General features: G+C 70.4%; 28 protein-coding genes and 1 riboswitch. Of the genes, 15 read left to right on the forward strand and 13 right to left on the reverse strand.

Features of this window, described 5'->3' with window-relative positions:
• Window positions 1-2 precede the first annotated feature (2 nt).
• The 4 genes from QWJ90_RS10120 (at window position 3) to QWJ90_RS10135 (ending at window position 2,624) form a co-directional block, all read left to right on the forward strand.
• On the forward strand, window positions 3-1,220 hold the full coding sequence (locus QWJ90_RS10120; RefSeq protein WP_290107674.1) for a glycosyltransferase: 1,218 nt from the start codon (window positions 3-5) through the stop codon (window positions 1,218-1,220).
• Window positions 1,221-1,697: 477 nt separating this feature from the next.
• Window positions 1,698-1,976 carry a hypothetical protein gene (locus tag QWJ90_RS10125; protein WP_290107675.1) on the forward strand — a complete coding sequence of 93 codons (279 nt, stop codon included), beginning with the start codon at window positions 1,698-1,700 and terminating at the stop codon, window positions 1,974-1,976.
• A gap of 69 nt (window positions 1,977-2,045) precedes the next feature.
• The gene (locus QWJ90_RS10130; protein ID WP_290107676.1) at window positions 2,046-2,279 is read left to right on the forward strand and encodes a hypothetical protein; all 234 of its coding nucleotides are present in this window, start codon (window positions 2,046-2,048) and stop codon (window positions 2,277-2,279) included.
• A gap of 102 nt (window positions 2,280-2,381) precedes the next feature.
• Entirely contained in the window at window positions 2,382-2,624 is a 243-nt protein-coding gene (locus QWJ90_RS10135) for a PLDc N-terminal domain-containing protein (protein ID WP_290107677.1), read from the forward strand.
• 22 nt (window positions 2,625-2,646) lie between these two features.
• Here QWJ90_RS10135 and QWJ90_RS10140 read toward each other — a convergent pair whose 3' ends face one another.
• Window positions 2,647-3,072 carry a hypothetical protein gene (locus QWJ90_RS10140; protein ID WP_290107678.1) on the reverse strand — a complete coding sequence of 142 codons (426 nt, stop codon included), beginning with the start codon at window positions 3,070-3,072 and terminating at the stop codon, window positions 2,647-2,649.
• 654 nt (window positions 3,073-3,726) lie between these two features.
• On the opposite strand from QWJ90_RS10140, the gene QWJ90_RS10145 reads away from it, so the two are divergent.
• Together QWJ90_RS10145 and QWJ90_RS10150 are read left to right on the forward strand one after the other, a co-directional pair.
• Window positions 3,727-6,252 carry an HNH endonuclease signature motif containing protein gene (locus QWJ90_RS10145; RefSeq protein WP_290107680.1) on the forward strand — a complete coding sequence of 842 codons (2,526 nt, stop codon included), beginning with the start codon at window positions 3,727-3,729 and terminating at the stop codon, window positions 6,250-6,252.
• Between the two features lie 94 nt (window positions 6,253-6,346).
• Window positions 6,347-8,503, forward strand: coding sequence for an ATP-dependent Clp protease ATP-binding subunit (locus QWJ90_RS10150; protein ID WP_290107681.1), 2,157 nt, complete (start codon window positions 6,347-6,349; stop codon window positions 8,501-8,503).
• A 15-nt stretch (window positions 8,504-8,518) separates the two neighbouring features.
• Here the strand turns inward: QWJ90_RS10150 and QWJ90_RS10155 are convergent, their stop codons facing one another.
• Window positions 8,519-9,115: a YkoF family thiamine/hydroxymethylpyrimidine-binding protein gene (locus tag QWJ90_RS10155; protein ID WP_290107872.1), complete on the reverse strand. Its 597-nt coding sequence runs from the start codon at window positions 9,113-9,115 to the stop codon at window positions 8,519-8,521.
• 53 nt (window positions 9,116-9,168) lie between these two features.
• Window positions 9,169-9,279: riboswitch (TPP riboswitch) on the forward strand.
• 29 nt (window positions 9,280-9,308) lie between these two features.
• On the opposite strand from QWJ90_RS10155, the gene QWJ90_RS10160 reads away from it, so the two are divergent.
• From QWJ90_RS10160 to QWJ90_RS10170, 3 genes are read left to right on the forward strand one after another with little or no spacing between them, the layout of a single operon-like run.
• A complete protein-coding gene (locus QWJ90_RS10160; protein WP_290107682.1) occupies window positions 9,309-10,340 on the forward strand; it encodes an ABC transporter substrate-binding protein in 1,032 nt (343 codons plus the stop codon).
• Window positions 10,337-11,137 (forward strand): ABC transporter permease, encoded by an 801-nt coding sequence (locus QWJ90_RS10165; protein WP_290107683.1) that lies wholly within the window; start codon window positions 10,337-10,339, stop codon window positions 11,135-11,137. Before QWJ90_RS10160 ends, QWJ90_RS10165 begins: the two co-directional genes overlap by 4 nt.
• On the forward strand, window positions 11,134-11,865 hold the full coding sequence (locus tag QWJ90_RS10170) for an ABC transporter ATP-binding protein (RefSeq protein ID WP_290107684.1): 732 nt from the start codon (window positions 11,134-11,136) through the stop codon (window positions 11,863-11,865). Before QWJ90_RS10165 ends, QWJ90_RS10170 begins: the two co-directional genes overlap by 4 nt.
• A 54-nt stretch (window positions 11,866-11,919) precedes the next feature.
• On the opposite strand, the gene QWJ90_RS10175 is transcribed toward QWJ90_RS10170, so the two are convergent.
• The 3 genes from QWJ90_RS10175 to QWJ90_RS10185 all read right to left on the reverse strand — a co-directional run bounded on the left by QWJ90_RS10175 (window position 11,920) and on the right by QWJ90_RS10185 (window position 14,635).
• Window positions 11,920-12,507, reverse strand: a complete 588-nt coding sequence (locus tag QWJ90_RS10175) for a nitroreductase family protein (protein WP_290107685.1) — start codon at window positions 12,505-12,507, stop codon at window positions 11,920-11,922.
• Between the two features lie 125 nt (window positions 12,508-12,632).
• Window positions 12,633-13,754, reverse strand: a complete 1,122-nt coding sequence (locus QWJ90_RS10180) for an ABC transporter permease (RefSeq protein WP_290107686.1) — start codon at window positions 13,752-13,754, stop codon at window positions 12,633-12,635.
• Window positions 13,751-14,635 (reverse strand): ABC transporter ATP-binding protein, encoded by an 885-nt coding sequence (locus QWJ90_RS10185; RefSeq protein ID WP_290107688.1) that lies wholly within the window; start codon window positions 14,633-14,635, stop codon window positions 13,751-13,753. The genes QWJ90_RS10180 and QWJ90_RS10185 overlap by 4 nt, the downstream gene beginning before the upstream one ends.
• A 211-nt stretch (window positions 14,636-14,846) precedes the next feature.
• Here QWJ90_RS10185 and QWJ90_RS10190 point away from each other — a divergent pair, with 211 nt between their 5' ends.
• Complete coding sequence (locus QWJ90_RS10190) at window positions 14,847-15,404, forward strand: NADPH-dependent FMN reductase (protein ID WP_290107690.1); 558 nt, start codon at window positions 14,847-14,849, stop codon at window positions 15,402-15,404.
• 29 nt (window positions 15,405-15,433) lie between these two features.
• Here the strand turns inward: QWJ90_RS10190 and QWJ90_RS10195 are convergent, their stop codons facing one another.
• Together QWJ90_RS10195 and QWJ90_RS10200 are read right to left on the reverse strand one after the other, a co-directional pair.
• Window positions 15,434-16,093, reverse strand: a complete 660-nt coding sequence (locus QWJ90_RS10195) for a response regulator (RefSeq protein WP_290107692.1) — start codon at window positions 16,091-16,093, stop codon at window positions 15,434-15,436.
• The gene (locus QWJ90_RS10200; RefSeq protein ID WP_290107693.1) at window positions 16,090-17,394 is read right to left on the reverse strand and encodes a sensor histidine kinase; all 1,305 of its coding nucleotides are present in this window, start codon (window positions 17,392-17,394) and stop codon (window positions 16,090-16,092) included. Before QWJ90_RS10200 ends, QWJ90_RS10195 begins: the two co-directional genes overlap by 4 nt.
• A 123-nt stretch (window positions 17,395-17,517) precedes the next feature.
• Here QWJ90_RS10200 and QWJ90_RS10205 point away from each other — a divergent pair, with 123 nt between their 5' ends.
• Window positions 17,518-17,955 carry a VOC family protein gene (locus QWJ90_RS10205; protein WP_290107694.1) on the forward strand — a complete coding sequence of 146 codons (438 nt, stop codon included), beginning with the start codon at window positions 17,518-17,520 and terminating at the stop codon, window positions 17,953-17,955.
• Window positions 17,956-17,959: 4 nt separating this feature from the next.
• Complete coding sequence (locus tag QWJ90_RS10210; protein ID WP_290107696.1) at window positions 17,960-18,583, forward strand: dihydrofolate reductase family protein; 624 nt, start codon at window positions 17,960-17,962, stop codon at window positions 18,581-18,583.
• Between the two features lie 28 nt (window positions 18,584-18,611).
• On the opposite strand, the gene QWJ90_RS10215 is transcribed toward QWJ90_RS10210, so the two are convergent.
• Window positions 18,612-19,454 carry an exodeoxyribonuclease III gene (locus tag QWJ90_RS10215; RefSeq protein WP_290107697.1) on the reverse strand — a complete coding sequence of 281 codons (843 nt, stop codon included), beginning with the start codon at window positions 19,452-19,454 and terminating at the stop codon, window positions 18,612-18,614.
• A gap of 74 nt (window positions 19,455-19,528) precedes the next feature.
• On the opposite strand from QWJ90_RS10215, the gene pyrE reads away from it, so the two are divergent.
• The gene (pyrE, locus tag QWJ90_RS10220) at window positions 19,529-20,107 is read left to right on the forward strand and encodes an orotate phosphoribosyltransferase (protein ID WP_290107698.1); all 579 of its coding nucleotides are present in this window, start codon (window positions 19,529-19,531) and stop codon (window positions 20,105-20,107) included.
• A 6-nt stretch (window positions 20,108-20,113) separates the two neighbouring features.
• A complete protein-coding gene (locus QWJ90_RS10225; protein WP_290107700.1) occupies window positions 20,114-21,022 on the forward strand; it encodes an ROK family protein in 909 nt (302 codons plus the stop codon).
• Window positions 21,023-21,032: 10 nt separating this feature from the next.
• Here the strand turns inward: QWJ90_RS10225 and QWJ90_RS10230 are convergent, their stop codons facing one another.
• Window positions 21,033-21,509, reverse strand: a complete 477-nt coding sequence (locus tag QWJ90_RS10230) for a hypothetical protein (RefSeq protein ID WP_290107701.1) — start codon at window positions 21,507-21,509, stop codon at window positions 21,033-21,035.
• A 62-nt stretch (window positions 21,510-21,571) separates the two neighbouring features.
• Window positions 21,572-22,390 (reverse strand): HAD-IIA family hydrolase, encoded by an 819-nt coding sequence (locus QWJ90_RS10235; protein ID WP_290107703.1) that lies wholly within the window; start codon window positions 22,388-22,390, stop codon window positions 21,572-21,574.
• 63 nt (window positions 22,391-22,453) lie between these two features.
• Here QWJ90_RS10235 and QWJ90_RS10240 point away from each other — a divergent pair, with 63 nt between their 5' ends.
• A complete protein-coding gene (locus tag QWJ90_RS10240; RefSeq protein WP_290107704.1) occupies window positions 22,454-23,443 on the forward strand; it encodes an SDR family NAD(P)-dependent oxidoreductase in 990 nt (329 codons plus the stop codon).
• A 24-nt stretch (window positions 23,444-23,467) separates the two neighbouring features.
• Here the strand turns inward: QWJ90_RS10240 and QWJ90_RS10245 are convergent, their stop codons facing one another.
• The 3 genes from QWJ90_RS10245 to QWJ90_RS10255 all read right to left on the reverse strand — a co-directional run bounded on the left by QWJ90_RS10245 (window position 23,468) and on the right by QWJ90_RS10255 (window position 26,254).
• Window positions 23,468-24,130: a response regulator transcription factor gene (locus QWJ90_RS10245; protein ID WP_290107705.1), complete on the reverse strand. Its 663-nt coding sequence runs from the start codon at window positions 24,128-24,130 to the stop codon at window positions 23,468-23,470.
• Entirely contained in the window at window positions 24,127-25,329 is a 1,203-nt protein-coding gene (locus QWJ90_RS10250) for a sensor histidine kinase (RefSeq protein WP_290107706.1), read from the reverse strand. The genes QWJ90_RS10245 and QWJ90_RS10250 overlap by 4 nt, the downstream gene beginning before the upstream one ends.
• A gap of 97 nt (window positions 25,330-25,426) precedes the next feature.
• Window positions 25,427-26,254 (reverse strand): hypothetical protein, encoded by an 828-nt coding sequence (locus QWJ90_RS10255; protein ID WP_290107708.1) that lies wholly within the window; start codon window positions 26,252-26,254, stop codon window positions 25,427-25,429.
• Window positions 26,255-26,259: the final 5 nt, after the last annotated feature.

Here is a 26,259-nt window from a genome sequence, read left to right on the forward strand (position 1 = left end):
CCGTGCACGTCGTCTTCTTCGGAGACCAGCACCTGGAGACCCTCGGGGGCGCCCAGGTCTCCGCCCGGCTGCAGCGGCAGCACCTCGAGCGGGCCGGGCACGTCGTCACGGTCGTCGCCCCGAGGCGCTGGTCGCGCGAGCGCCCTCACGCCGACGATGCCGGGTACCTCGACGTCCCCTCCGTTCCGGTCACCCTCGATCGCGAGTACTCGTTCGGATGGCCGGGGCGATCGTCCGACGCTTTCATCGACCGCGCGCTCGCCCGTCGTGTCGCCTCCGGGGCGCCGGTGCCCGATCTCGTGCACGTGCAGGCGGACTTCTGGGGCGCAGTCCTCGGGTATCGCCTCGCCCGGCGGCTGCGGGTGCCCGTCGTCCACACGATGCACAACCGCGTGGATGTCGGCATCGAGGCGACCGTGCCGTTCCCGCACCTCGTGCTGCGGGCTTTGAACCTCTGGCGCAGCCGTGCGCTCCCGGGCTCCGGGGCGGGGTCCACAGGGTGGGACTATCTCCGCGGATTCGCGCGGGAGGCGTCCGCCGTCACCGCGCCATCCCACCACTTCGCGCGACGCCTCGAAGAGCACGGGGTCTTCCCGACGGTGGATGTCGTGTGGAACGGGATCGATGACGAGGTGCGCGAGCGCGTGCTCGCGGCTGCTCCCGCGGGGCGCGTGCCGGGACGGCCGCGCTTCATCTGGCTCGGACGCATGTCGCCCGAGAAGCGGCTCCTGCCGATGCTGGAGGCCTTCACGGCCTCGGGCGTCGACGCCGACCTCGAGATCGTCGGCGGCGGGGGAGAGCGGGAGAAGGCGCGACGTCTTGTCGCGCAGCGCGGGCTCGGCGACCGCGTGCGATTCGCTGGTCGGCTCCCGTACGAGGAGACGCTGTCGCGCATCGCGGCCGCCGACGCCCTAGTGCAGACCTCGATCGGATTCGAGACCCAGGGCATGACGCCGTTCGAGGCCGCAACCCTCGGCACGCCGGCGATCATCAGCGACCCCGATGTCGCCGGCGAGTTCGACGGCGGCATCTGGCCCGTTGCCGCGGCATCGGGCGAGCCCGAGCGGATGGCCGCGCTCGCCGCGGTCCTGCAGCAGGCGGCCCGTGAGATCTCGTCGGGAACCGCACCCGTGCCATCCGCTCGCGTCTCGGAGGAGTTCCTGCAGTCGTCGCGCACGGCCGCCATGATCACGATCTACGAGCGGGTGCTGCGGAGCTGAGGCGAGGCGGGGGCTCGCGGGTGAGGTCGCGAGGTGGATCGACGGCAAGGGATCGTGCCTCCACCGCGGCACGATCCTCCGCACCATCCCTTCCACGGCGCCGAGCGGCGTTCAGCGGCTCGTCATCCTGTCGCAGGACGGGAGGGAGGGCGAAGTGCAGGATCACAGCGACTTCGTGGCGCGCGAGGAGGACTGAGTCACGCCTTGAGCTGCGAGGGGAGCGCCCCTCGCGCACCCCGGCTCATATGAGGGTGTGAGAGCGTACGGCTGTAGCGTTTGAGGCACCCTCACCGGGCATTTTTGCGGGACAGGTATACGGGAATCGAGCTGGTCAGGCGGGAGAAGCGGAGCTGAGACGGTCGATGAGCTCGTTCGGCCTGTCGCGATGAACCACCGTCTATTGAGACAGCGCAGACCGGCCTCCGGCCTGACAAGCTCATCTTCCCGACCAAGATGCCCACCGCGTAGCTTGTGAGGGTGAGCGTGCTGATCGAGGTAGAAGGGGAACGATTCGAGGTCGAGACGCGCGTACAACCGGGCCAACGCGCCTACGACTTCACCTGGCTTAACGGGCCGAGCGAATCCTCGTACGGCTTCATCCTCGGATTGACGTCAACGGGCCAAGCAACTCCGAACGATCTTTCGCAAACGGAGATCGAGGACGAGGCACGCCTGTTTGTGCGGGCCTTCTTTTCACCCGACGGAATTGGTCCTTCTGATTTTCCGGAGTTTGTCGCGTCTCGTCGCGGCTCATGACGACGAGCGTGCGAGCGCTCTGTCGGTGAGGAATCCTCTGTCAGGACGGTCTCTAGGTAGCATCGGCCGATGAACATGCGCAAGTACCGACTTTGGGTGGGGTCGATCCTCGGCCCGACCGCTATCGCGTTGTTCGCCCTAACCGTCATCGCCGCGACGACGGGCTTTCTACCCTGGCCACCCTTGCTCGCAGCTTCGGTCGCTGCGACGATCAGCGGCGCGACCCTCCTCGTGATGGGGCCTCGCGCTATTCGGGAGCAGGAACGTGCACGGCGTTCCGAGCGAAATCAGCGCGACCGATAGAGATCCGTACTCTCCTAGCGTGATGTGTCCTGGTGAAGGATCGGCTATCAAGACAGCTCCTCGCCGACGGCGTCCGGTAGCCCATGCGTTTAGCCTCCTGGCATGACCGATCCCCTGCTGCCAGCCCCGAGCGACATCCTGTGGTCCGTCTCCTTCGTGTTGTCGATCGCGCTCATGGTCGCCGCGCTGGTGTCCATCGCCCGGGGCGCGCGGCGACTGACGGCTGGGCAGGCGCTGTGTTGGTCGGTCCTTTCGATACTCGTACCAGTGCTCGGGCCTGCTGCCTGGTTCGCCATCGGAACGCGGACGCGAGCGCGGCCAGCCTCGACGAATGTGTCCCGGTGAAAGGATCCTTCACCGGACGCTCTCATTCCGAGCGCAGGTCGCTGACCTCGGCAAGTTCCCGCTGCAAACGCTCAGCCTCGTCACCGGTCGCCCAGAGATCTAATAGCTCGTCCCCGAGCTGCGTGTAGGCGCCGACGCCGAGAATTCCCCAGTTCACGACGACGTTGTCGTGTTCACCAGCTCCCGAGTACGACGACGAGAACGTCTCACCGACGCCATAGATGGACAGCGTCTGGCCGTCGGGGAAGATCAGGGATGATCCGACGAGATTGCAGCCTGGCTCGCCGATCTGGTGCAGATCTTCGACGGCGATGGATCGAGGAGGGCACTGATCAAGCTCTTCAGATCCGAGGGGAACATTGACTCCGCGGCCGCCAGCGCACCCCGCCACTGCGCACAGCAGACCGACGGCGCCCGCCAGGGCGATCATGCGGCGCTTAGATCTCACCACCACAGGCTAGTCAGGCACCGCAGACCTCTGACGAAGCGGCCTACCACCGTCCCGATAGGCGATCCTTCACCGGGACATTTCAGCCGATAGCCTGAGCGCCATGCTGTGGCGGTACGGGCGCACGATCTTGACGTCTATCCCCGTTGCCGCGGCTATCGGAGCGTTGCTCGGGGTAGCAATGTATCTCTTCGGCAACTCCGAGTATCGCTCACACGGTGGCTGGGGAACGTTCGGATACTGGGTTGCCCTCGGGGCAGGATTCGGAGTGGTTACGGCTCTGCCGGCCGTCCTCGAGGCAATCATCACCCTCGCTCTGACAGGCCGCTCTCTCCCCCGCACACCAACAGCGGAGCGGGTCAAGGCTGGCGGATGGGGCGCAGCGGCGGGAGCGCTGGCGGTCTGGGTCGTCGTGACAGCGCTCTCGGCACCCTGGACCTCCGGGTTAGGCCTCTTCCTGACGATCGGCTTCGTGGCTGCTGGGACCTCTGGCATCGCCGCGGCGGTGCTTATTCGCTGGACTGAAGCCCGACATCGTAAGTAGCAGCGTGGTCACTGAGCGATCCGGGCATGACCGGCAGCGTTCTGGATTTCTCGCGTTCTGGCCTGTGGATAACTTGCGGGAATGTCGGTGGTGGCTTTTAGCGTGGGGGTATGTCGAAGGGGACTGAGCGGGGTGTGGTGTCGGGGGTTCCGTGGGAGCCCACGGACGCTGAGATCTCCGCGACCCTGCACCTCCTCGACAAGCTGCAGGAGGCGCGGCGGTTGCGGGCGGTGGCGGATGCGATGGAGGTGGATGCTCTGGCTGAGGCGTCGCGGATCGCGTGGGCGCAGGTGGGGCGGGCGGAGTCGGATTCGCGGTTCGTGTTCCCGATGCGGTCGATGGCGGGGGAGATCGCCGCGGCGGTGCATGAGTCGAAGGGCCGCACCCAGGCGCGGATGTCGGACGCGTATGTCCTCGCCGAGCGGTTCCCCGCCACTGTGGAGGCGTTGCGGGAGGGGCGGATCACGTTGCGGCATGCGGATGTGATCCGCCGGGTCGGGGAGGACCTGCCCGCGGAGGTGTGGGGGTTGTTCGAGGGGGCTCTTCTTCCGGTGGCGGAGGAGGTGTCGCCGGGGGTGTTGCGGGATTTCGCGACCCGGGTGGCGGAGGAGCTGCATCCGCGGTCGTTCCGGGAGCGGCACCAGGATGCGTTGAAGCGGCGGACGGTGTGGTCGGAGGACCTCCCCGACGGGCTCGCGGAGCTGCACGTGGTGGGGGATGCGGTGAAGATCCACGCCGTCCGGGACCGGTTGCAGCGGATGGCGCGGGCGTACACCCGGTACGTGCGCGCGCAGGAACGTCAACGGGAGCGCGAACAGGCCGCCCAGCAGGAACACGCCGACCGGGAGCAGCGCGAGGGGGAACAAACCCAACGCGAACGCGCCGAACGCGAACGCGCCGAGCGCGAGCAGTCCGAGCGGGAACGCGCCGAGCGCGAGCAGGCCGAGCGGGAACGCGCCGAGCGCGAGCAGGCCGAACGCGAGCAGGGTCAGGCCGAGCGTGAGCCCGAGCAGGGCGAGCCCGAGCGGTCGGATGGCGAGCGGGCAGCGCAACAGCCCGCTGAACGCGCGGAAGCCGAGCATGAGCAGTCGGAACAGGAGCGCGAGGAACGCGAGTCCTTCGAGCGCGAGGAGCCGGAGCGAGGGGCGTCCGAGCAGGCGGGATCCGGTGGGGCGCAGGCGGGATCGCCCTCGTCCGAGGCGCAGCGCTCGGCCGGGCGGGACCCGCAGGGTGCGAACTCGTCGGCTTCGTCGGGGCCCTGGGGTTCCTCGGACACCTCCGAGCCCTCGGGCCCGGCGGATGCGGGGAACGGGGCTGGGCCGGGGGTGGATCGGTGGTGGTTGAACGTGTCGGAGGAGGACGAGAAGCTGTTCGGCGAGCTCCTCGAAGCGTCGTGCGCCGGCAACGGCGGAAGGCTCCGCGGAACGGCCACTCAACCCGATACCCGGTACGGCATGGGATCCCGTCGGGGCGACGGAGCGGATTCCTTGGGAGGCATGAACGGCACCCACCCTCCCGCCCCCTTCGTCGGCGGACCGTCCGACGGGGCGCCGTCGGAAGCGTGGCCGGACGATGGACCGCCGTTCTTGGAAGCCGCGGATGTCATCGGCGGGCTTGCGGAGTTGGAGGAGTGGTTGCGATCGGCCCAGGACCGACCGCTCGAAGAATTCGCCGACGGGCGATCTTGGCCGCCCGACGACATCGACCCCGCGGACGTCGATCACGACGACCCCGACGACCCCGACGAGTCCGATGTGATCGCGGGGATGGCGGAGGACCTGTGGCGCCAATCCGCGGGCGGGCACACCTGGGACGCCTCGGACGAACGTGATCTCGGCGTGGGAGCCGGTCCCGTCCCCGGCGCTGATGAGCGGTTGGCGAGGGCGGTGTCGGAGCCTGCTGAGCTCGAGAGGGTCGCGGTCTACAGGCAGCGGGCGGAGGCGTGGGCGGATGAGCGCAACCGGGCGCAGGTCGCATCGGACATGGCGTTGGAGCTGCTCCTCACCGGAACCGTCGATGCGCATTCCCGGATGAACGGGGAAGACCTCGCCCTCGGCGCCATTCACGGGAGCATCCAGGTCACCGTCCCCGCCACCACCCTCGCCGGGGTGGACGACACCACCGCGTTCCTCACCGGGAACGGGCCCGTCGACCCCGACACCGCGAGACGCCTCGCCCGGGAGGAACCCGGGTGGGATCGGCTGTTCCTCCACCCCGACACCGGGGCGCTGGAGACCGTGGACAGGTACACCCCCACCCCTGCCCAGAAGCGGTTCCTCCGGGCGCGGGACGAGGTGTGCCGCACGCCCGGGTGTGAGAACCTCGCCGCCCACGCCGACCTGGACCACACCATCCCGTACTCCCAAGGCGGGAACACCCATGTGTCCAACCTCGAGGCCCTCTGCCCGGGATGCCACCAGGACAAGCACCACACCCCCTGGACCGTCCGGCAGATCCGCCCCGGCGTCCTCGAATGGACCAGCCCCGCCGGTCGACGATACGTCGACCACCCCCTCCCACAGGTCCGCTTCGGCATCGTCAACAGCGCCAGCAACGCCGCATCGGCGGCGGCGCAGAGCAAGCGCGATGACAAGAGAAAGCGCGACGACGAGAAGAGCGACGGGAAGGACAGCTGACCCTCGGCCGCCCCCTTCCCCGCAACCCGCTCCAATGCTAAAGTTGAGTCAGACAGACTCAGGTTTGAGCAACGGCCTTTCACCAGGAGGACACATGCAGGCGAACCAGGCGCCCCAGCAGGACGAGCAGAAGAGCGCCCTCGAGCAGTTCGGCATCAACCTCACCGAGCGTGCGCGCCAAGGCAAGCTCGACCCCGTGATCGGGCGGGATGGCGAGATCCGTCGCGTGAGTCAGGTGCTGACGCGACGCACCAAGAACAATCCCGTGCTGATCGGCGAGCCGGGCGTCGGCAAGACCGCCGTCGTCGAGGGCCTCGCTCAGCGCATCGTCGCGGGCGACGTCGCCGAGAGCCTGAAGGGCAAGGACGTCATCACCCTCGACATCTCCGCGCTCGTCGCGGGCGCGATGTACCGCGGCCAGTTCGAGGAGCGCTTGAAGAACGTGCTCCAGGAGATCACCGAGTCCGAGGGCCGCGTCATCACGTTCATCGACGAGCTGCACGTGCTCATGGGCGCGGGCGGCGGCGAGGGTTCGGTCGCGGCGGCGAACATGCTGAAGCCCATGCTCGCGCGCGGCGAGTTGCGCATGATCGGCGCGACCACCCTCAACGAGTACCGCGAGTTCATCGAGAAGGATGCCGCCCTCGAACGCCGATTCCAGCAGGTCTTCGTGGGTGAGCCGAGCGTCGAGGACACCGTGGCCATCCTCCGCGGGCTCAAGGAGCGCTACGAGGCCCACCACAAGGTCGCCATCTCGGATGGTGCTCTCGTCGCGGCCGCCGCGCTGTCGCACCGCTACATCCCCAGCCGTCAGCTTCCCGACAAGGCCATCGACCTGATCGACGAGGCTGCATCGCGCCTGCGCATGGAGATCGATTCCGCCCCGCTCGAGATCGACGAGCTGCGCCGCTATGTCGACCGCCTCAAGCTCGAGGAGCTCGCCCTCAAAAAGGAGAAGGACGACGCCTCCAAGGAGCGCCTCGCGAAGCTGCGCGAGACACTCGCCGAGGAGGAGGGCAACCTCGCCGAACTCCAGGCGAAGTGGGAGTCCGAGCGCGCGTCGCTCAACCGCGTCGGCGACCTGAAGACCCGCCTCGACGCCGCCCGCAGCGAGGCCGAGCGGGCCCAGCGCGAGGGCAACCTCGAGCGCGCGTCTCGTCTGCTCTACGGCGAGATCCCAGGCCTCGAGCGCGAGCTCACCGCGGCCGAGCAGGCCGAGCACAGCGACGAGCGGATGGTCGGGGATCAGGTCACCGAGGCCGACATCGCGTCGGTCATCGCCGCCTGGACCGGCATCCCCGTCGGCCGCCTGCTGCAGGGCGAGTCGGAGAAGCTCCTGCACCTCGAGGCCGAGCTCGGCAAGCGCCTCATCGGCCAGCGCGAGGCCGTGGGAGCCGTCTCCGACGCCGTGCGCCGCTCGCGCGCGGGCATCAGCGACCCCAACCGTCCGACCGGCTCGTTCCTGTTCCTCGGCCCCACCGGCGTCGGCAAGACCGAGCTGGCGAAGGCGCTCGCGGAGTTCCTCTTCGACGACGAGCACGCGATGGTCCGCATCGACATGTCGGAGTACGGCGAGAAGCACTCCGTCTCGCGCCTCGTCGGCGCCCCTCCCGGGTACATCGGGTACGAGCAGGGCGGCCAGCTCACCGAGGCCGTGCGCCGGCGCCCCTACAGCGTCGTGCTGCTCGACGAGGTCGAGAAGGCCCACCCCGAGGTGTTCGACGTGCTCCTGCAGGTGATGGACGACGGGCGACTGACGGATGGCCAGGGCCGGACGGTCGACTTCAAGAACGTCATCCTCATTCTCACCTCGAACCTCGGCTCGCCCATCCTCATCGACCCGACCACCTCGCCCGACGCGAAGCGGGAGCAGGTCATGATGCTCGTCCGCCAGGCGTTCAAGCCGGAGTTCGTGAACCGCCTCGACGACATCGTGATGTTCCAGGCCCTCAGCCAGGACGACCTCGCGCAGATCGTCGAGCTCCAGGTCGACGCGCTCCAGCGGCGCCTCGGCGACCGCCGCCTCACCCTCGCGGTCACGCCCGACGCGCGGGCCTGGCTCGCCGAGCGCGGCTATGACCCGGTGTACGGCGCGCGTCCGCTGCGTCGTCTCATTCAGCAGGAGATCCAGGACCGCCTGGCCCGGGCCATCCTGTCGGGCGGCGTGCATGACGGCGACCTCGTGAAGGTGGACGTCGAGGCCACGGGCGACCGTCTGGCTCTCGCAAGCGAGGGCCAGCCCGCGGAGTAGGCGAGATCGGGAGCGTCAGTCGGCGATCGCGGTCGGGCTGTTCAGCGACACGGTGAGGTGCGTTGTCACGTGCTGCACCGTGCGCCCGACCGTGATCCACGCGTTGGCGGCGGTCTCGAGCACGGCCGAGAGATCGCCGTCGAGGCGTGTGGCGTAGTGGTCGGATCCCGAGTACACGCCCGCGGTCCTCGCGTGCTCGATCGCGCGGTGGATCTCCGTCATGTGCTCACCCTGGTCGCCGCCGTCGAGCAGCGGGTAGAGCGACCAGTGCGCTCGCGCCCGGATGCCGGCGGGCGCCAGAGCAACGGGAGCCGACGCGAGAGCGTGCACGCCCGGCGGCAGCTCGCACTGCAGCTCGCCGGGGCAGCCGCGTGAGAGCAGGATGGTCGAGGAGACGTGAACGCCGCTTCTCGCCACGGCGGCCATGACGTCGCGGATGTACTCGAGCACCCGCTGCTCGGATCCGGTCGTGAACGTCGAGATGTCGTTCGTCTCCGTCTCCAGACCGGTCGTGTCGACCTCCGCCAGGGCGCCGAGCAGGATCGCCACGTAGTCCGAGTCGGACACCGAGACCGTGAAGCGGGCGCCGACGCCGTACTGCTGAGGGGTCATCGTCACGGCGACCACCCTAGCCGCGTCGGGCGGCGCCACGCGTCGCGCTACCATGGCGCACACACGGGAGTCCGGTAGGCCGGGCTGAGAGGAAGGTCCCCAACCTTCGACCGTCGAACCTGATCTGGGTCATGCCAGCGCAGGGAGGCATCTCATCACACCCGTGCCCCTCGAGAACGAAAGGGCACGCATCATGCGTCTGCACCCACCCGCTCCGTCGCGCCTCGCGACATCCGCTCTGCTCCTGACGGGAGCGCTCGCCCTCACCTCCTGTGCGGCGGCCAGCTCCGCCGAGGAGACGGCGGACAGCGAGATCGTCACCTTCGCGCTCGACTGGGCGCCGAACACCAATCACATCGGGCTCTACGTCGCGGACGAACTCGGCTACTTCGCCGACGCCGGCGTCGAGGTGGACATTCTGCCGTACGGGTCCGCCGCGGCCTCCCAGCTCGTCGCGGCGGGCGAGGCCGACTTCGGTATCGGCGGCCAGGCGACCGTCCAGCTGGGCCGCACAGCCGGACTGGACGTCACCTCCGTTTTCGCCGTCACGCAGAAGGACGTGGGTCGACTGGTGACGGACGAGGACATCTCCGGCCCTGCCGAACTCGACGGCGGCGTCTTCGGCGGCTTCGGGTCACCCCTGTACACGGCCACGGCTCAGACGGTGCTCCGTGGTGACGGCGGCACGGGGGAGTTCGAGGAGGTCGTCCTCGACACCGGCGCCTACGAGGCGCTGCACCAGGGGCGGATCGACTTCACCCTCTCCGTCGCCACGTGGGAGAACATCCAGGCCGAACTCGACGGTCATCCGTACACGTCGTTCCGGTATCAGGACTACGGCGTTCCGGAGCAGCAGTCGATCGGCGTCATCTCGAGCGACGCGTACCTCGACGCCCACCCCGGCACCGCCGAGGCCTTCACACGGGCGCTGCAGCGCGGGTACGCGTATGCCGCCGAGCACCCCGACGAGGCGGCCGACCTCCTCATCGAGGCCAACCCCGACAGCCTGGGCGGCGCCGAGGAGCTCGTGCACCGCAGCGCGCGGATGCTCGCCGACGACGGGTACCTTCTCGCGGACGGCCGCGCAGTCGGCGAGATCGACCCGCGGCTGTGGGACGAGTTCGGGGAGTTCCTTCTCGACGGCGGCTTCCTCGTCGACGAGGCGGGTGAGCGCGTGACAGACGCGCCCGACTGGTCCCGTTACCACCGCGACCTCCTCTCGTGAGGGCGCCGGCCGCGCTGCGTGCGGCGCTGCCGCCGGTCGTCACGCTGCTCGTCCTGCTCGCGCTCTGGCAGGGGGCCGTCGCAAGCGGTCTGCTGCCGTCGGCGGTGCTGCCGGCGCCGACGCGGGTCGCCGCCGCGGGAACGGCCGACGGCGCAGACCTCCTGCGGAACGCCGGGCCGACCCTTCTCGCGACGCTCGCGGGCTTCGCGCTGTCGGTGTCCACCGCCTTCGTCGTCGCGACGGCGCTGGACTTCTCTCGAGTCCTGCGCGGGGCCATCCTGCCCCTGCTCGTGGTGAGCCAGACCCTGCCGATGATCGCGCTGGCCCCGCTGGTCGTGCTGTGGTTCGGCTTCGGGATGCTGCCGAAGGTGCTGCTCGTGGCGTTCGTGACCTTCTTCCCGATGGTGGTGGGTCTGCTGCGCGGGTTCGCCGCAGCCGACCCCGATGGGGAGCACCTGCTCCGTTCGATGGGCGCCGCGCGCGGGACGGTGTTCCGGCTCGTCCGACTGCCCTCGTCGCTGCCGTCCTTCTTCTCCGCGCTGCGCGTCTCCATCACCTACGCCGTCGTCGGCGCGATCTTCGCCGAGTACGCCGGCGCGGTCGCAGGTCTCGGCGTGTACATGCTCTCGGCGAAGAACGTCTTCCGCACCGACCTGGTGCTCGCGGCGGTCGTCGTCAGCTCCGTGCTCACGCTGCTGCTGTACGCCGGCGTCGCGCTCCTCGAGCGTGCCGCGATTCCCTGGCTGCGCGTGGAGCAGGGCCGGGACCGACAGCCGACTCCGGAAGCGGCGCGGTGAGGCCGGCGCTGGAGGTCTCCCAGCTCAGCCGGAGCTTCGCGGGGCGCACCGTGCTGCGCGACGTGTCGCTGCAGGTCGGCGCGGGCGAGGTCGTCTCGATCGTCGGGCCGAGCGGGAGCGGCAAATCCACGCTCCTCGACATCCTGACCGGCTCGCTCGCACCGGACGCGGGTGCGGTCTCGTTCGCCGACGGGGGCGAGCGGCCCTTCGCCTACATGCCGCAGCGGGACGTGCTCCTGCCGTGGCGCTCCATCCTCGACAACGCCGGCGTCGGGCTCGAGGTCGCCGGTCTCCGTCGGCGTGAGGCTCGAGAGCGCGCGGCTCGCCTGTTCGCCCCGTTCGGTCTCGCCGGGACAGAGCGGATGCTCCCGCGCCAGCTCTCGGGAGGGATGCGGCAGCGCGTCTCGTTCCTCCGCACCGTCGTGCAGGGCAAGCGCACGCTGCTGCTGGACGAACCGTTCGGCGCGCTCGACGCGATCACCCGCGACGAGCTGCAGCGCTGGCTGATCGGGATGTGGGAGGGCAGCCGCTGGAGCATCCTCCTCATCACCCACGACATCCGCGAGGCGATGCGGATGTCGGACCGCGTGCTCGTGCTCGCCGCGAGCCCTGGTCGGGTGGTGGGCGAGGTCGCGGTCACGCGGGACATCCCGCGCAAGGAGGGCTTCCTCCGCGATGCCCGCGTGGGCGAGCTGGAGGAGCACATCCACCAGCTGCTGCGCGGATGAGAAGAGCCGGCCTCGGAAGCGATTCCGGGGCCGGCTCTTTCTGCAGGAGAGGCCTCAGGCGTCGACGATGACCGAATCGGCGACCGCACGACGCACGCGGGGAGCGAGCTCGCGCGCACGCAGCGCGTCGGGGAGGGCGTCGATGTCGCCGAGCTCGCCGAGGGCGATGACGGTCGTCGGGACGAAGCGCTCCGGCAGCTCGAAGCGCTCGCGGACGGCGGCGGGGTCGAAGCCGCTCATCTGGTGCACGACGAGCCCGTCGTGGTGAGCCTGCACCGAGAGGTGCGCGACGGCCTGACCCAGGTCGTAGCCCGCGTGCGTGTAGAGAGCGCCGTCCTCGGTGGCGGTCTCCGCGACGGCGACGATGAGCACGGCGGCCGACGGCGCCCACAGCGCGTTGAAGCCGGCGAGCGACTCGGCGATGGCGGCGTGCTCGGCGGTGCCGCGGCGCGCGACGATGAAGCGCCACGGCTGCGTGTTGTTGGCCGACGGGGTCCAGCGTGCGGCCTCGAGGGCGCTCGCGAGCTTCTGCTCGTCGATCGGAGCGACGGCGTCGTAAGCGCGGGGGCTCCAGCGCTCCGCGAGGACATCGAGGACGGGGTGGTCGGTGGCCGCGGTGCGGTCGAGGGTGGTGGCGCCCATGTCTGTGCTCCTTCTGTTCAGGGGGATCTTCTCGGGCGCCGTTGCCCTGTCGGACGGATCAACCTCCGGCAGACCAAGTGTATTCCCGTGCATGATCCCCCACCCTCGACCGCAGGGGGAGGACGTCAGCTCTTCAGCGCGTCCTTCAGCTTCACCCTGGCCCCCATGCGCAGCAGCGAGTTCTCGTAGATCTTCGCGCCGAGGATGATCACGACGACGCACGATGCCAGCAGCACGACGAGCGACAGCAGCGGCTCCCACCATCCGGCCTCGTTGAAGAACAGACGGATGGGCATGGCCACGGCCGCGGAGAAGGGCACGTACGAGAGGATCCCCATCACCAGCGGGTTGTCGCCGAAGAAGATCACGAGGAAGTACGGGATCATCGTGATGTAGATGAGCGGGGTCAGGGTCGGCCCCGAGTCCTCCTGTCGCGAGACGAGCGATCCGGCGGCGGCGAACATCGCCGCGAGCAGGATGAACCCGAACAGGAAGAAGACCGCGAACCACACCATCGGCGCCCCGAGCCCCCGCAGGAACTCGGTCTGACCGGTCACGATCATCCCGACGACGGCGACCGCGATGAGCAGCAGGATCTGTCCGATCGCGAGGATCGTGTTGCCGAGCACCTTCCCGGCCAGGAGCACGCGAGCGGGGATGGCCGAGATGAGGATCTCGACGACGCGCGTCTGCTTCTCCTCGATGACGCTCTGCGTGATCGGCGTGCCGAACGTCATGGCGGCCATCATGAACACCAGGCCGAAGATGATGCCGAGGATGTAGCGCATGCCCTCCTCGCTCTCGCCCTGGGGATCGAGCAGGTCGACGGTCGGCGAGACGGAGAGCGCGGCTACGAGCGATGACGGCGCCTCGCTCTCGGCGACGACGGTCACGCCGGTCGGCGAGGCGTCGTCGGCCACGACCGCGGCGTCGACCTCGCCCGAGGCGACGAGCTCCTCCGCTTCCGCGCGGTCGGCGACCTCGGTGACCTCGTATCCGACGGCCCCGTCCAGCTGCGAGACGACGCCGGGCGTCGCTGCCACGGGCGTGGCTCCCGAGTTCGAAGCGGTGAAGCCCAGCCAGATGACGGCGGCGAGGGCGCCGATCACGAGGATCGCGGTGGAGATGAGGAACGCCTTGCTGCGCAGCTTCGCGCCGAGCTCGCGTTCGGCGACCAGCCAGATGCTCTGCGGCGTGGTCAGCGTGGGAGTGCGGTGCGTGGTGCGGACCGCGGCCGGCGTGTTCATCGGATGACCTCCTTGAAGATCTGCGAGAGGGAGGGGTGCTGAGGGGCGAAGCTCGCGACCGCGCCGAGGTCGACGGCGCGGCGGAGGACCCGCTGAGCGGTCGTGTCGGAGTCGACGTCGAAGCGGGCGAAGCCGCCCTCGAAGTCGATCACCTGCACGCCCGGCTCCGCCCGCAGCCAGCCGGCGTCACCATCCGTCACCAGCTCGTAGCGATGCGACGAGTGCTGCTCGCGCAGCGCGTCGCGCGCGCCCGCCGCGCGGATGGTGCCGTCGGCGATGATGACGAGGTCGTCGCAGAGCCGCTCGACGACGTCGAGCTGATGCGACGAGAAGAGCACAGCGACGCCGTCGGCCGCGCGCTGCTGGAGGACGTTCGCGACGACCTCGACCGCGAGCGGGTCGAGTCCGGAGAACGGCTCGTCGAGGATGAGCACGTTCGGGCCGTGGACCAGCGAGGCCGCGATCTGCGCGCGCTGCTGATTGCCCAGCGAGAGCGACTCGATGTTGTCGCCGAGGCGCTCGCCGAGGCCGAGCTCCTCGAGGAGCTCGGTGGCGCGCCGCGTGGCTTCCGCCTTGTCGAACCCGTGGAGCCGTGCGAGGTACACGATGTGCTCGAGCACCTTCATCTTCGGGTAGAGGCCGCGCTCCTCGGGCATGTACCCGAAGTGGTGACGCTCCTCGGGGCTGAGGGGCGCGCCGCCGAGCGTCACCTCGCCGGCGTCGCGGGCGAGGAGGCCGAGCACGATGCGCATGGTCGTCGTCTTGCCCGCGCCGTTGCCTCCCACGAAGCCCGTGAGGCGCCCCGGGGCGACGTCGAACGAGACGTCGTCGAGCACCTGCCGCTCGCCGTACCGCTTGCTGATCCCACGCAGTCTGAGCATCCGCGTCGCCTTCCTTCTCGGTGTGTGCTCACACGCTATTGATCCGCGCGCCCCCGCCGCTTCCGCCTCCCGACGGATTCTCCGAACGACCGCACCCGCACCATCCGCCTCAGGGGGGAGACCGCGGGAGGGAATAGCGGATGGCCCCGCGTGCTTTCTCTTGAATGGACGTGTATCGGCACGTCCGTTCCCCACCCCTGAGGAGAAGCCCGTGACGAAGATCGGCTACATCGTCGGCAGCCTGTCGAGCACGTCCATCAACCGCGCCCTCGTCGAGGCGATGACCCGACTCGCTCCCGAGGGCGTCGAACTCGTGGAGATCCCGATCAAGGACCTGCCGTTCTACTCGCAGGACCTCGAGGCCGACTTCCCCCAGGCCGCGCGGGACTTCAAGCAGGCCATCGCCGATGTCGACGGCGTGCTCATCGCGACGCCCGAGTACAGCCGCTCGATCCCCGGTGTGCTGAAGAACGCGTTCGACTGGTCCACGCGCCCGTACGGCGAGATGTCGTTCAGCGGCAAGCCCGTCGCCATCATCGGCGCTTCCGGCGGACCGATCTCGACCGCCGCCGCGCAGCAGCACCTCCGCGCGATCATGGGCCACTTCAACGCCATCGTCATGGGCCAGCCGGAGGGCATGATCCAGGCGGCGCCCGGTCTCATCACCGAGGACCGCGAGATCACCAACGAGGGCACCCGCGAGTTCCTCGCCGGCTACCTCGCCGCCTTCGTCGCGCTCATCGCGCGGGTGGAGAAGGCGTACGCCTGACCCCGCGCGCGACGCCGGCCAGCGTCGTCTCACGCGAGGCCGTGCCGATGCGCGTAGACGACCGCGCCGACGCGATCCCGCGCGCCGAGCTTCAGCAGCAGGTTCGAGACATGCGTCTTCACCGTCGCCTCGCCGATGAAGAGCGCGTGCGCGATCTCCGCGTTGCTCATCGCCTGTGCGAGCAGGCGCAGCACGTCGCGCTCCCGCTCGGTGAGGATCGCCGCCTCGGGAGCCGGCTCCGGGGTCGATGGGGTCGCGGAGACGGGCGCGACATGACGCTCGATCACGCGCCGGGTCACCTCGGGCGCCAGCAGGGCGTCGCCGGCGGCCACCACGCGCACGGCGTTCACGAGCTCCTCGGGCCCGGCGTTCTTGAGCAGGAACCCGCTCGCGCCGGCGTCGAGCGCTGAGAACAGGTAGTCGTCGCGGTCGAAGGTCGTCACGATCACCACCTGCGCGGCGGTGCCATCCGCGACGATGCGGCGGGTGGCTTCGATCCCGTCCATGTCGGGCATCTGCACGTCCATGCACACGACATCAGGACGCAGCTCGGCGGCGCGCGCGACCGCCTCCCGGCCCGTGGCGGCTTCTCCGACGACCTCGATGTCCGACGCCTCCAGGATCATGCGGAAACCCGCGCGCATGGTCGCATGGTCGTCCACGAGGAGGACGCGGATGGGCGCTGTCATGAGGAGGCTGCTTTCGTCGAGGGGAGGGGGACGGTCACCCGCACGCGGTAGCCGCCCTGCTCACGCGGATGCAGCTCGAGCACCCCGCCCGAGGCGATGGCGCGCTCGCGCATTCCGAGCTGACCGAGACCCGGACGCGCGCCGAGGGCGACTCGGCCGGAGTTCGTGACCTCGAGCTCGACCGCGTCCGCGAGGTAGCGCAGCCGCACCTCGGCGCGCACCTCCGGCCCGCCGTGTCGGCGCGCGTTGGTGAGCGCCTCCTGCGCGATGCGGTACAGGTTCACCTGCACGATGTCGGGGACGGGAACCGGCTCTCCGATGACGACGTGACGCGTCGGCGTTCCCGATGCCGTCATCGTCTCCGCGAGTGCGGGGAGGCTCTGGAGACTGAGCGTGGAGGGGGCGCCGGCGGCGAAGTCGGGGTCGCCGTCCGCAGAGCGCAGGGTGTCGAGGAGGTGCCGCAGCTCGGCGATCGCGGATCGCGCGGACTCCTCGACGACCGTGAGCGCTCGGCGCGCCGCCTCGGGGTCGCGTTCGATCACGGTGCGCGCCGCGCCGGCCTGCACTCCCATCGCCGACACATGGTGCGCGACCACGTCGTGCAGCTCGCGGGCGATGCGCACCCGATCGAGCGCGACGGCCTGTGCAGCGGTGATCTCGCGCTCCTCCTCCAGCTCGCGCGTGCGCCGCTGCAGCACCGCGCGGTCGCGGGCGGCGGCATATGCCCGATTCCCCATGTAGTACGCGCCGCCGAAGTAGGCAGCGTTGATGAGCCACATCACGAGCATGTAGGCGATGTAGGGAGTGAGACCGCCGGCGAAGCTCTCCTCGAGCGCCTCGGTGTCGGTCGCGCCGATGAACGTCGAGATGAGGAGCCAGACGAACATCCCGACGATGATCAGCGTGCGCGCGAGCGCCGCCCGCCGCCGATCCTCCACCCAGGCGCCGATCGTGAAGATCGCGACGAACATCGTCACCTGGCTCACGTACATCTCGGGGAACTGCAGCGATGCGGCGATGAAGTACGCCGAGCAGATGACGACGGCGACGATGACGGGGTACCGCCGGCGCAGCGCGAGCGGCAGCGTCATGAACGCGCTCGCGAGGAGCGACCACCCGGCGTCCTCCGGCTGCGTGAGGAAGGCGCCCGACACCACGGTCAGGGCGATGCTGATCACGGCCGCCCCGAACAGGGCCGCCGCCAGCAGGGCGTCGTTGCGCAGGTCGCGGCGCGACGTCGGTCGCAGCACGGCCACGGGCTCGGTGGCGCGCCGCAGGGGAGGGGCGGTCACAGCGGTCATCCGTCCACCGTAGACAGATCCGGCGCCGTCGACCTCCGTCGCGCGGCGGAGGTGATCTTGACAGCCGCCCGGCCCCTGACGAGCATGGGCGCCATCAGCCGCCGCGATGCGAGGAGCGCCCCCATGCCCACCCAGATCTTCGTCAACCTGCCCACCGTCGACCTCGACCGGTCGAAGGCGTTCTACGAGACCCTGGGCGCGACGATCGTGCCCGCCTTCACCGATGAGAACGCCGCGTGCGTCCGGTGGGACGAGAACGTCTTCTTCATGGTGCTGACGCGGGAGTACTTCGCGACCTTCACGACGCGACCTGTCGTGCTCGGCACGGAGGGCGCCCAGGTCATCACCGCGCTCAGCCGCGACTCCCGGGAGGAGGTCGACGCCATCCGCGAGCGGATCCTCGCCGCCGGCGGATCGGAGAACAAGGAGCCGCAGGACTACGGCTTCATGTACTCCGTCAGCATGGCCGACCCCGACGGCAACATCATCGAGTTCATGTGGATGGACCCGGTCGCGGCGCAGGACGGCCCCGAGGCGTTCCTCGATCAGCAGGGCAGCTGACGAGATGAGCGAGCAGGGCCGCATCCGGATCGATCTCTTCACGACGCTGGACGGCGTCGCGCAGGCGCCAGGTGGCCCGGAGGAGGACACCTCCGGCGGCTTCCCCTATGGCGGATGGCAGGCGCCGCTCTTCGACGAGACGGTCGGCCGCGAGGTGGGCCGGGCCATCGACGAGATCGACGCGCTGCTCCTCGGCCGCCGCACGTACGACATCTTTGCGGGGTACTGGCCGCAGCATGAGAGCGGCGAGGACGGCGAGATCGGCGTGAAGTTCGGTGCGGTCCCCAAGTACGTGGCCAGCCGCGGCGAGCCGGACCTCTCCTGGCGCGGCAGCGAGCGGGTGGGAGACGACCTCGCCGCCGAGATCGCGGCCATCCGCGCCCGGCACCGTCTCACGGCAGTCATCGGCAGCGTGGACCTCGTGCATACGCTGCTCGCGCACCAGCTCTACGACGAGCTGTGCCTGTGGGTGTACCCGGTGGTCCTCGGTCAGGGGAAGAAGGTCTTCCCGGATGGCGCGTCGCCGGCGAATCTCCGGCTCACGTCCGCTCCGGTGGTGGGGGAGAGCGGCGCGGTGCTGCTGCGCTACGCGCCCGTCGACCTGGAGCCCCGCACCGGCTCGTTCTGAGGTGCGCGCCGAGGAGGGGATCGGCTGATCAGCCGAAGATCATCGGCACGTCGTCATCGTCCTCCGGAGAGAGGTCGAGGTCGACGACGACCGGCACATGATCGCTCGGCGACTCGCCCTTGCGCTCGTCGCGCGCGATGGAAGCCCCGGTCATGGCGTCGGCCAGCGCTCGCGATCCCAGGACGAAATCGATGCGGATGCCCTGATTGCGCGGGAACTTCAGTCGCTGGTAGTCCCAGTACGTGAAGCCGGAGGGGATGAGGGGTCGCACGACGTCGGAGACGCCCGCCGTCTCCAGCGCGAAGAAGGCGTCGCGCTCGGGCTGCGACACGTGCGTGGACACGCCCTCGACGATGTCGGGGTCGCCGTTGTCCTCGTCGAACGGGATGATGTTGAAGTCGCCCACGAGCGCGAGCGGCAGGTCGGGCTGGACGGCGAGCTCCGCACGCGTCGCCTCGCGCAGCGCCTCGAGCCACCGCAGCTTGTACTGGTAGTGCGGGTCGTTCAGCGAGCGGCCGTTCGGCACGTAGAGGCTCCAGACGCGCACACCGCCGACGAGAGCGGAGATCGCGCGCGCCTCGTGGGGTGCGTCGTCGCCCACATGCCCCTTCTGGAATCCGGGCATGCCGGCGAACGCATGCTGCACGTCCTCGAGCGGCTCGCGGCTGGCGATCGCGACGCCGTTCCACTGATTGAGTCCGTGCGCCTCGACGTGGTACCCCGCGGCCTCGAAGCGCTCATACGGGAACTGCTCCGGCTTGCACTTGATCTCCTGCATCGCGAGCACGTCGATGCTCTCCCGCTCGGCGAACGACACGATGCGGTCGACGCGGGCGCGGATCGAGTTCACGTTCCAGGTGGCGAGGCGCATGACTCCAGCCTATTTCGATCCGCTGACGCCGCTCGCGGGTGGGGTCTCCGTCCGGCGCTCTCTAAGCTGGTCGCATGGCCATCGCATCCACGCCCGAACTCGAAGCCGACCGGCAGGAGCTCATCCGCCTCGTCAAGAAGGACGCCGTCTTCCACGGCGATTTCACGCTCTCGAGCGGCAAGCAGGCCACGTACTACGTCGACATGCGCAAGCTCACGCTCGATCACCGTGCCGCTCCCGCCATCGGGCGCATCATGCTCGACCTCGTCCGCGACATCGACGGCGTCGCCGCGGTGGGCGGCCTCACGCTCGGAGCCGACCCCATCGCCAACGCGATGGTCCACGCCTCGGTGGCCGCCGGCCGTCCGGTCGACGCCTTCGTCGTGCGCAAGGAGCCCAAGGACCACGGCCGCGGCCGTCAGATCGAGGGTGCCGAGGTCGCCGGCAAGCGCGTCGTCGTGCTCGACGACACGGTAACCACGGGCGGCTCGCCGCTGAAGGCCGTCGAGGTGCTGCGGAAGGCCGGTGCTGAGGTCGTCGCCGTCGCCACGATCGTCGACCGCAAGACCGGCGCGCAGGAGCGCATCGAGGCGGAGGGCCTGCAGTGGCTCGCCGCGATCGACCTCGACGATCTCGGCCTGGAAGCGCAGTAGACCTCGATGACCCGCATCGCCCTCGCCATCGACCTCGGCGGCACGAAGATCGACGCCGCGCTCGTCGACGCCGACGGGCGGGTCCTCGCCGAGGGCCGCAACCGCCGCCCCACCGGCCCGGAGATCACGCCCGGCGGACTCCACCGGGCGGTCACCGAGGTGGTGTCGCACGCGCTCGCGCACCTGCCGGGCGACGCGCAGTTCGTCGGCGCCGGCATCGGCAGCGCCGGGCCGATCGACCTGCGGGCGGGGGCCATCCACCCGGTCAACATGCCGAACGTGCGCGGGTTCGAGCTTCTGGAAGCCGTGCGAGACGCCGTCATCGCCTCGACCGGGGAGTTCGATCCGGTCGTGCGGCTGCGGCACGACGGCGGGTGCCTCGCGCTCGCGGAGTCGTGGCTGGGTGCGGCGGCGGGCGCCCGGGCGTCGCTCTCGCTCGTCGTATCGACGGGAGTCGGCGGCGGCGTGGTGATGGGCGGCATCCCCGTGGGCGGGGCGTCCGGCAATGCCGGGCACCTCGGGCAGATGCACGTCGGCGAGCTGACGGTCGAGGAGATCGCGGCGGGCCCCGCCAGCGTCCGCTGGGCGCAGCTGCAGGGATGGCAGGGGGAGACGGGCGAGGATCTCGCCACGTCGGCCGCCGCGGGCGACCGCGTGGCGCGCGCGGCGATCGAGCGGTCGGCGAAGACGGTCGGGCAGGCGCTGGCAGACGCGTCGTCGCTGCTCGACCTCGAGGTGATCGCGATCTCGGGCGGGTTCTCCAACGTCGCGGACGACTACGTCGACCTCGTCGGCGCGGCCCTGCGCGACTGGGCGGGGCTGCCCTACGCCCAGCGCACGCGCGTCGTCCGCAGCGCTCTCGGCGGTGACGGGCCGATCATCGGCGCCGGCGCGCTCGTCCTGCGCGACGCCTGATCCGGTCCGCTCAGGCGTCACGGCGGTAGGCGGCGCGCATCCGCGGTGTCGTCAGCAGGAGGCCGACCGTCAGCATGAGCGCGGCGAACGCCAGCTGCTCGAGGGTCATCCACGCGGGGTAGAGCCCTGGGATGGCGGCGAAGACGAGGGTCACGCAGGGGAAGACGAACGCGAACACGCGCATCCGCGCGTACGCCCAGTACCAGCCCTGCTCGGCCCGGAACGAGAAGTAGCCCAGTCCGCCGGTCAGCCCCAGCACGACCACGCTGCGCATCCAGACGGGAAGCGGCTCGGCCATCCCCTGCATGGTGAGCCAGAACGCGATGCCGATCGCGCTCACGCCCAGCATCATGGCGATGCCCAGGAGCACCCGCACGACGAGCCAGTCGCGGCGCAGCGTGGGGTCGGCGATGGCGGGGACCCGCACGTCGCGCTGGCGCCCGGCGGCGAGACGGTCGACGCGCAGCAGCACCTCGTTCAGACTCACGCCGGAGATCGTACTCGGGCCCGCTCGGAGGGCGGCGAGACGGCGCTCCGCCCTCGCGCCGGTCAGACCCCGGCGACGAGCTCGCCGCCGCCCTCTCCCTCGGCACGAGGGTCCAGCAGGTCGGCGACGGACGCCACGATCTCGTCGGGGCGGAACGGGTACTGCTCGATCGAGGTCCGCGAGCTGATGCCGGTCATCACGAGCACGGTGTGGAGACCCGCTTCGATGCCGGCGACGATGTCGGTGTCCATGCGATCGCCGATCATCCCGGTGTTCTCGCTGTGCGCGCCGATGCGGTTGAGCGCCGAGCGGAACATCATCGGGTTCGGCTTGCCGACGATGTAGGGCTCCTTGCCGGTCGCCTTCGTGATGAGCGCGTTGATCGCTCCGGTCGCGGGCAGCACGCCCTCCGCGCTCGGACCGGTGGCATCCGGATTGGTGGAGATGAAGCGCGCCCCCCGGTTGATGAGCCGCACCGCCTTCGTCAGCGCCTCGAAGGAGTAGTTGCGCGTCTCCCCGACGACGACGTAGTCCGGGTTCGTCTCGGTCATGATGAACCCCGCCTCGTGCATGGCGGTGAGGATGCCGGCCTCGCCGATCACGAAGGCCGATCCACCCGGGCTCTGCTGCTTGAGGAATGCCGCTGTCGCCAGGGCGCTCGTCCAGATGTTCTCCTCGGGCACGTCGATGCCCGAGCCGCGCAGCCGCGCAGCGAGATCCCGTGGTGTGAAGATCGAGTTGTTCGTCAGCACGAGGAAGGGCGTCCCGGTGTCGCGCCACTGCGCGAGCAGCTCCGGGGCCCCGGGGATCGGCTTCTCCTCGTGCACGAGGACGCCGTCCATGTCGGTCAGCCAGCACTCGATCTCATCGCGTCGCGCCATGGTGTCAGCCTAGGTTCCGCGGCCATGCTCCCGAAGGCATGCTTTCACGCGTATCTTCATGACGTGACCCAACGCGCGCCCCGGAGCTGGGATCCGTCGCGCCTTCCCGACCAGTCCGGCCGCACGTTCCTCATCACCGGCGCCAACGCCGGCCTCGGATACTTCGCCAGCGAGCAGCTCGCCAGGGCCCGTGCTCACGTCATCCTGAGCGGTCGCAGCCCGCACCGCCTGACCGCCGCCCGCGATGCGCTCGAGGCCCGTGTGCCCGGCGCCTCCGTGCAGACGCTGCTGCTCGACGTGAGCAACAGCGGCTCCATCCGCGCGGCCGCCGCCAGCGTCCGCGGCGGACTCTTCAAGCGGCAGCGGCTCGACGGCGTGCTGCTGAACGCGGGCATCGTGCACACGCCGCGCGAGCGGAAGACGACGCGGGATGGCCGGGAGCTGGTGCTGGCGACGAACGCGCTCGGGCACTTCGTGCTGGCCGCGGAGCTGCTCACCACCCTGTCCAAGTCGGCCAGCCGCACGTGGACGCCCCGCATGGTCTGGCTCGGCAGCATGTCGACGCGGATGGGCGCCTACGACCCCGTCGACATCCAGCTCGAGCGCGGGTACCGGGCCTGGCGCGCGTACGTGCAGTCGAAGGTCGTCGTGCAGGCGCTCGGGATGGAGGCCGACGCGCGCCTGCAGGCCGCCGGCGTTCCCGTGGAGAGCGTCGTCGCCCACCCCGGCTACTCGATCGGCGGTCGCACGCCGCGCGTGACGGGCGTCAACGAGCCCGGCCTGTGGAAGCGCGTGAAGGACACGCTGCAGGCGCCCGTCTCGCAGTCCAAGGAGGACGGCGCGGCCTCCCTCGTCCGCGCGCTGGTCGATCCCGAGGTCTCCGGCGGGGAGTACTGGGGCCCGCGCCATCTCACCCGAGGGCTGCCGACGCTGCAGCAGCCCTCGAAGACCTCCGCCGACCCCGAGGTGCGTCAGCGCATCTGGGAGACGTGCGAGCGGCTCTCCGGCATGGAGTGGCCGTTCGCCCGCGCGGCGCGCCTCGCCGGCCGCTGACCCGGCCCGTCAGCCGCCGGCCCGTCAGCCGCCGACCACCCCGGTCTCGTAGGCGAGGATCACGAGCTGCACGCGATCGCGCGCGCCGAGCTTCTGCAGCAGGCGCCCGATGTGCGTCTTGACCGTCGAGGGCGCGAGGAAGAAGCGCTCGGCGATCTCGTCGTTCGTGAGGCCCTCGGCGATGGCCGCGAAGACCTCGCGCTCGCGCGGGGTGAGCGTCGCGAGCGCGGCGGATGGCGGCCGTGCGGCGGGCGCGGGCGCCGCGAACTGCGCGATCATCCGCCGCGTGACGCTCGGTGCGAGCACGGCATCGCCGGCGTGCACGGCGCGGATGGCCGTGAGCAGGTCGGATGGCAGCGCGTCCTTCAGGAGGAAGCCGCTCGCCCCGGCGCGAAGCGCGGCGAACGCGTACTCGTCGAGGTCGAACGTCGTGAGCACGAGGATGCCGGGCCGCGGCCCCTGCGACACGATGCGCTCGGTGGCGCCGATGCCGTCGAGCCGCGGCATGCGCACGTCCATGAGGAGCACGTCGAGTTCGGTCGAGCGGGCGATGGCCACCGCCTCCTCGCCGTCCTCGGCCTCGGCGACCACCTCGATGTCGGGCTGTGCATCGAGGACCATCCGCAGCCCCAGCCGCACGAGCTGCTGGTCGTCGGCGATCGCGACTCTGATCGGCTCGCTCGTCATCCCTGTCCCTCCCTCAGCTCCGCTCGGAGCAGCCATCCGCCATCCGCCGCCGCGCCCGCCTCGATCGTGCCGGCGTAGAGCGCGGCGCGCTCGCGCAGGCCGATGATGCCCGTGCCGCGGCCCGATGGTCCGCTGCCCGGGCGCGTGCCCGGCCCGTTCGCGATCTCGACGACGACGCGGCCATCCGCGCGGCCGACGACCACCTCGACCCGTCGCGCCCCGGGTGCGTGGCGGAGCACGTTCGTCAGGCCCTCCTGCACGATGCGGAACACCGTGAGCGCGAGCGCTGCGTCCGCGATCGGCGCGCCATCCCTGGTGAGTCGGACCGCGAGACCCGCTCCCCGGAAGCGCTCGACCAGGGCGTCCAGGTCGTCGGAGCTCGGCAGCGGCGCGACGGCGGCGGCCTCGTCGGGGGAGCGCAGCACGCCGAGCAGGCGGCGCATCTCGGCGAGCGAGGCGCGCCCCGTCTCCGCGACGGTGCGCATGGCCGCCGGCGCACCCGCCCGGCCCGCTTCCGCCTGAGCCGCGGCGCCCTCGGAGAGGGTGATCATCACGGTGAGGCTGTGCGAGACGATGTCATGCATCTCGCGGGCGATGCGCGCGCGCTCGTCGGCCACCGCGAGCTGCGCGCGCTGATCGCGTTCGCGGGCGAGATCACGCGCTCGATCGATGATGGCCTCGATATAGCGTCGACGGCCGCGGATCTGCAGTCCGATGAGGACGGGGACGAGGTAGACGACGGCAGTGGAGACGCCCAGCGTGCTCGCGGCGGTCACCTGGCCGGAGAGCCCGTACAGCAGCCCGGCGCCGATGGCGAGAGCAGAGGCGATGGCGAACCCGGTCCAGAGGCTCACGGCGGTGCCGTACAGCGCGAGCGAGTACAGCAGCACGAGGATATCGATGGCTCCACCGGCGGAGTAGCGCACCGGAAGCGCCACCAGCAGCGCGCAGGCGAGCGTGGCGGTGAACGGGTGCCGTCGTCGCAGGCCCACCGCTATGCCGCCCGCGACGAGCGCCGCGAGGCCGAGGAGCGTCTCGGCCCGCGACAGCCGGCCCATGGCGAGCAGCGCGACGATCGCCACGACGAACGGCGCCTCGCAGGCGGTCGCGAGGAGCAGATCCACCGTGCGGGGGTGCGCGTCGAGCCAGCGTCGAAGCCTGCCGGGCGGACGCGGGAGCGCGAGGTCGGCGTCGCTCATGCCGGCCCTCCCCAGGGTCGTGTACGCGTCACGGTCACGACCCTACGCGGATGGCCCCCTCCGGCTGCGGAGGGGGCCATCCGACGGGTTCGTCCGATCACGCGTCCCGGCGCCGCACCACGGCCATCCCCGAGAGGAGAGCCGCGGCCGGCCAGGCGATCGTCAGCAGGATGTCGCGGACGACGTCGGCGTCGAGCGCGTCGGGCACCGTGTAGAGCGCCGAGCCGGTCTCGCCCATGAGCAGGTCGGCGATCTGGGGAGCCCACTCGAACGGGAGCGTCATCAGGACGGTCGGCACGAAGAGCAGGAACACCAGCACGACCGTCACCGACCAGTTCTCCGACCGCAGCAGCGCGCCGACGCCGAGGCCGAGGACGCCGGAGAGCGCGACGAGCGCCGCGCCGCCGAGGATCGGGACGACGACCCGTGCCGCCGAGAGTTCGATCGGGAAGTCGAAGGCGGAGTACACGATCGCCACCCCGACGAACGACAGCGCGAGGACGAGCGCGCTCCAGACGAACATCGCGAGGGCGACGACCGCGGCCTTCGCGCCGAGCATCGCGATCCGCCGGGGAGCGGCGGCGAGCTGCGTGCGGAGCGATCCCGTCGCATGCTCCTTCGCGTAGGCGGCGACGCCGATGACGACGGCGACCAGCTGCGTGATGAGGATCGCGTTCGTCCCCATGCTGTCCGCCGCGGGCATGACGGCGAGCCCCGCACCCTGGTCATGGGTCATGGCGGCGATCATGACCGAGAAGCCCACGGCGATGAGAAGCGCGAGGACCCCGCCGATGAGGAGCGAGATGATCGTGGCGCGCAGGCTGCGCAGGCTGATCCACTCCGCGCGCATGAGGTGCGAGAAGGACAGGCGCGGGGCGCCGAGCGAGGCGGCGCGACGCGGCGCCGCAGTGGCGGTGGTGGTCATGAGGG

The sequence above is a fragment of the Microbacterium oryzae genome (assembly GCF_030406385.1).
In the GTDB taxonomy this organism is placed as follows: domain Bacteria; phylum Actinomycetota; class Actinomycetes; order Actinomycetales; family Microbacteriaceae; genus Microbacterium; species Microbacterium oryzae_A.

Excerpts from the sequence above, each read along its gene's own strand:
- QWJ90_RS10210 (WP_290107696.1), top strand. The coding sequence starts at position 17,960 with ATGAGCGAGCAGGGCCGCATCCGGATCGATCTCTTCACGACGCTGGAC.
- QWJ90_RS10200 (WP_290107693.1), bottom strand. The coding sequence starts at position 17,394 with ATGACCGCTGTGACCGCCCCTCCCCTGCGGCGCGCCACCGAGCCCGTG.
- QWJ90_RS10145 (WP_290107680.1), top strand. The coding sequence starts at position 3,727 with ATGTCGAAGGGGACTGAGCGGGGTGTGGTGTCGGGGGTTCCGTGGGAG.
- QWJ90_RS10245 (WP_290107705.1), bottom strand. The coding sequence starts at position 24,130 with ATGACGAGCGAGCCGATCAGAGTCGCGATCGCCGACGACCAGCAGCTC.
- QWJ90_RS10175 (WP_290107685.1), bottom strand. The coding sequence starts at position 12,507 with ATGGGCGCCACCACCCTCGACCGCACCGCGGCCACCGACCACCCCGTC.
- QWJ90_RS10255 (WP_290107708.1), bottom strand. The coding sequence starts at position 26,254 with ATGACCACCACCGCCACTGCGGCGCCGCGTCGCGCCGCCTCGCTCGGC.
- QWJ90_RS10225 (WP_290107700.1), top strand. The coding sequence starts at position 20,114 with ATGACCCGCATCGCCCTCGCCATCGACCTCGGCGGCACGAAGATCGAC.
- QWJ90_RS10185 (WP_290107688.1), bottom strand. The coding sequence starts at position 14,635 with ATGCTCAGACTGCGTGGGATCAGCAAGCGGTACGGCGAGCGGCAGGTG.
- pyrE (WP_290107698.1), top strand. The coding sequence starts at position 19,529 with ATGGCCATCGCATCCACGCCCGAACTCGAAGCCGACCGGCAGGAGCTC.
- QWJ90_RS10150 (WP_290107681.1), top strand. The coding sequence starts at position 6,347 with ATGCAGGCGAACCAGGCGCCCCAGCAGGACGAGCAGAAGAGCGCCCTC.
- QWJ90_RS10180 (WP_290107686.1), bottom strand. The coding sequence starts at position 13,754 with ATGAACACGCCGGCCGCGGTCCGCACCACGCACCGCACTCCCACGCTG.
- QWJ90_RS10235 (WP_290107703.1), bottom strand. The coding sequence starts at position 22,390 with ATGGCGCGACGCGATGAGATCGAGTGCTGGCTGACCGACATGGACGGC.
- QWJ90_RS10215 (WP_290107697.1), bottom strand. The coding sequence starts at position 19,454 with ATGCGCCTCGCCACCTGGAACGTGAACTCGATCCGCGCCCGCGTCGAC.
- QWJ90_RS10135 (WP_290107677.1), top strand. The coding sequence starts at position 2,382 with ATGACCGATCCCCTGCTGCCAGCCCCGAGCGACATCCTGTGGTCCGTC.
- QWJ90_RS10160 (WP_290107682.1), top strand. The coding sequence starts at position 9,309 with ATGCGTCTGCACCCACCCGCTCCGTCGCGCCTCGCGACATCCGCTCTG.
- QWJ90_RS10250 (WP_290107706.1), bottom strand. The coding sequence starts at position 25,329 with ATGAGCGACGCCGACCTCGCGCTCCCGCGTCCGCCCGGCAGGCTTCGA.
- QWJ90_RS10205 (WP_290107694.1), top strand. The coding sequence starts at position 17,518 with ATGCCCACCCAGATCTTCGTCAACCTGCCCACCGTCGACCTCGACCGG.
- QWJ90_RS10155 (WP_290107872.1), bottom strand. The coding sequence starts at position 9,115 with ATGACCCCTCAGCAGTACGGCGTCGGCGCCCGCTTCACGGTCTCGGTG.
- QWJ90_RS10130 (WP_290107676.1), top strand. The coding sequence starts at position 2,046 with ATGAACATGCGCAAGTACCGACTTTGGGTGGGGTCGATCCTCGGCCCG.
- QWJ90_RS10195 (WP_290107692.1), bottom strand. The coding sequence starts at position 16,093 with ATGACAGCGCCCATCCGCGTCCTCCTCGTGGACGACCATGCGACCATG.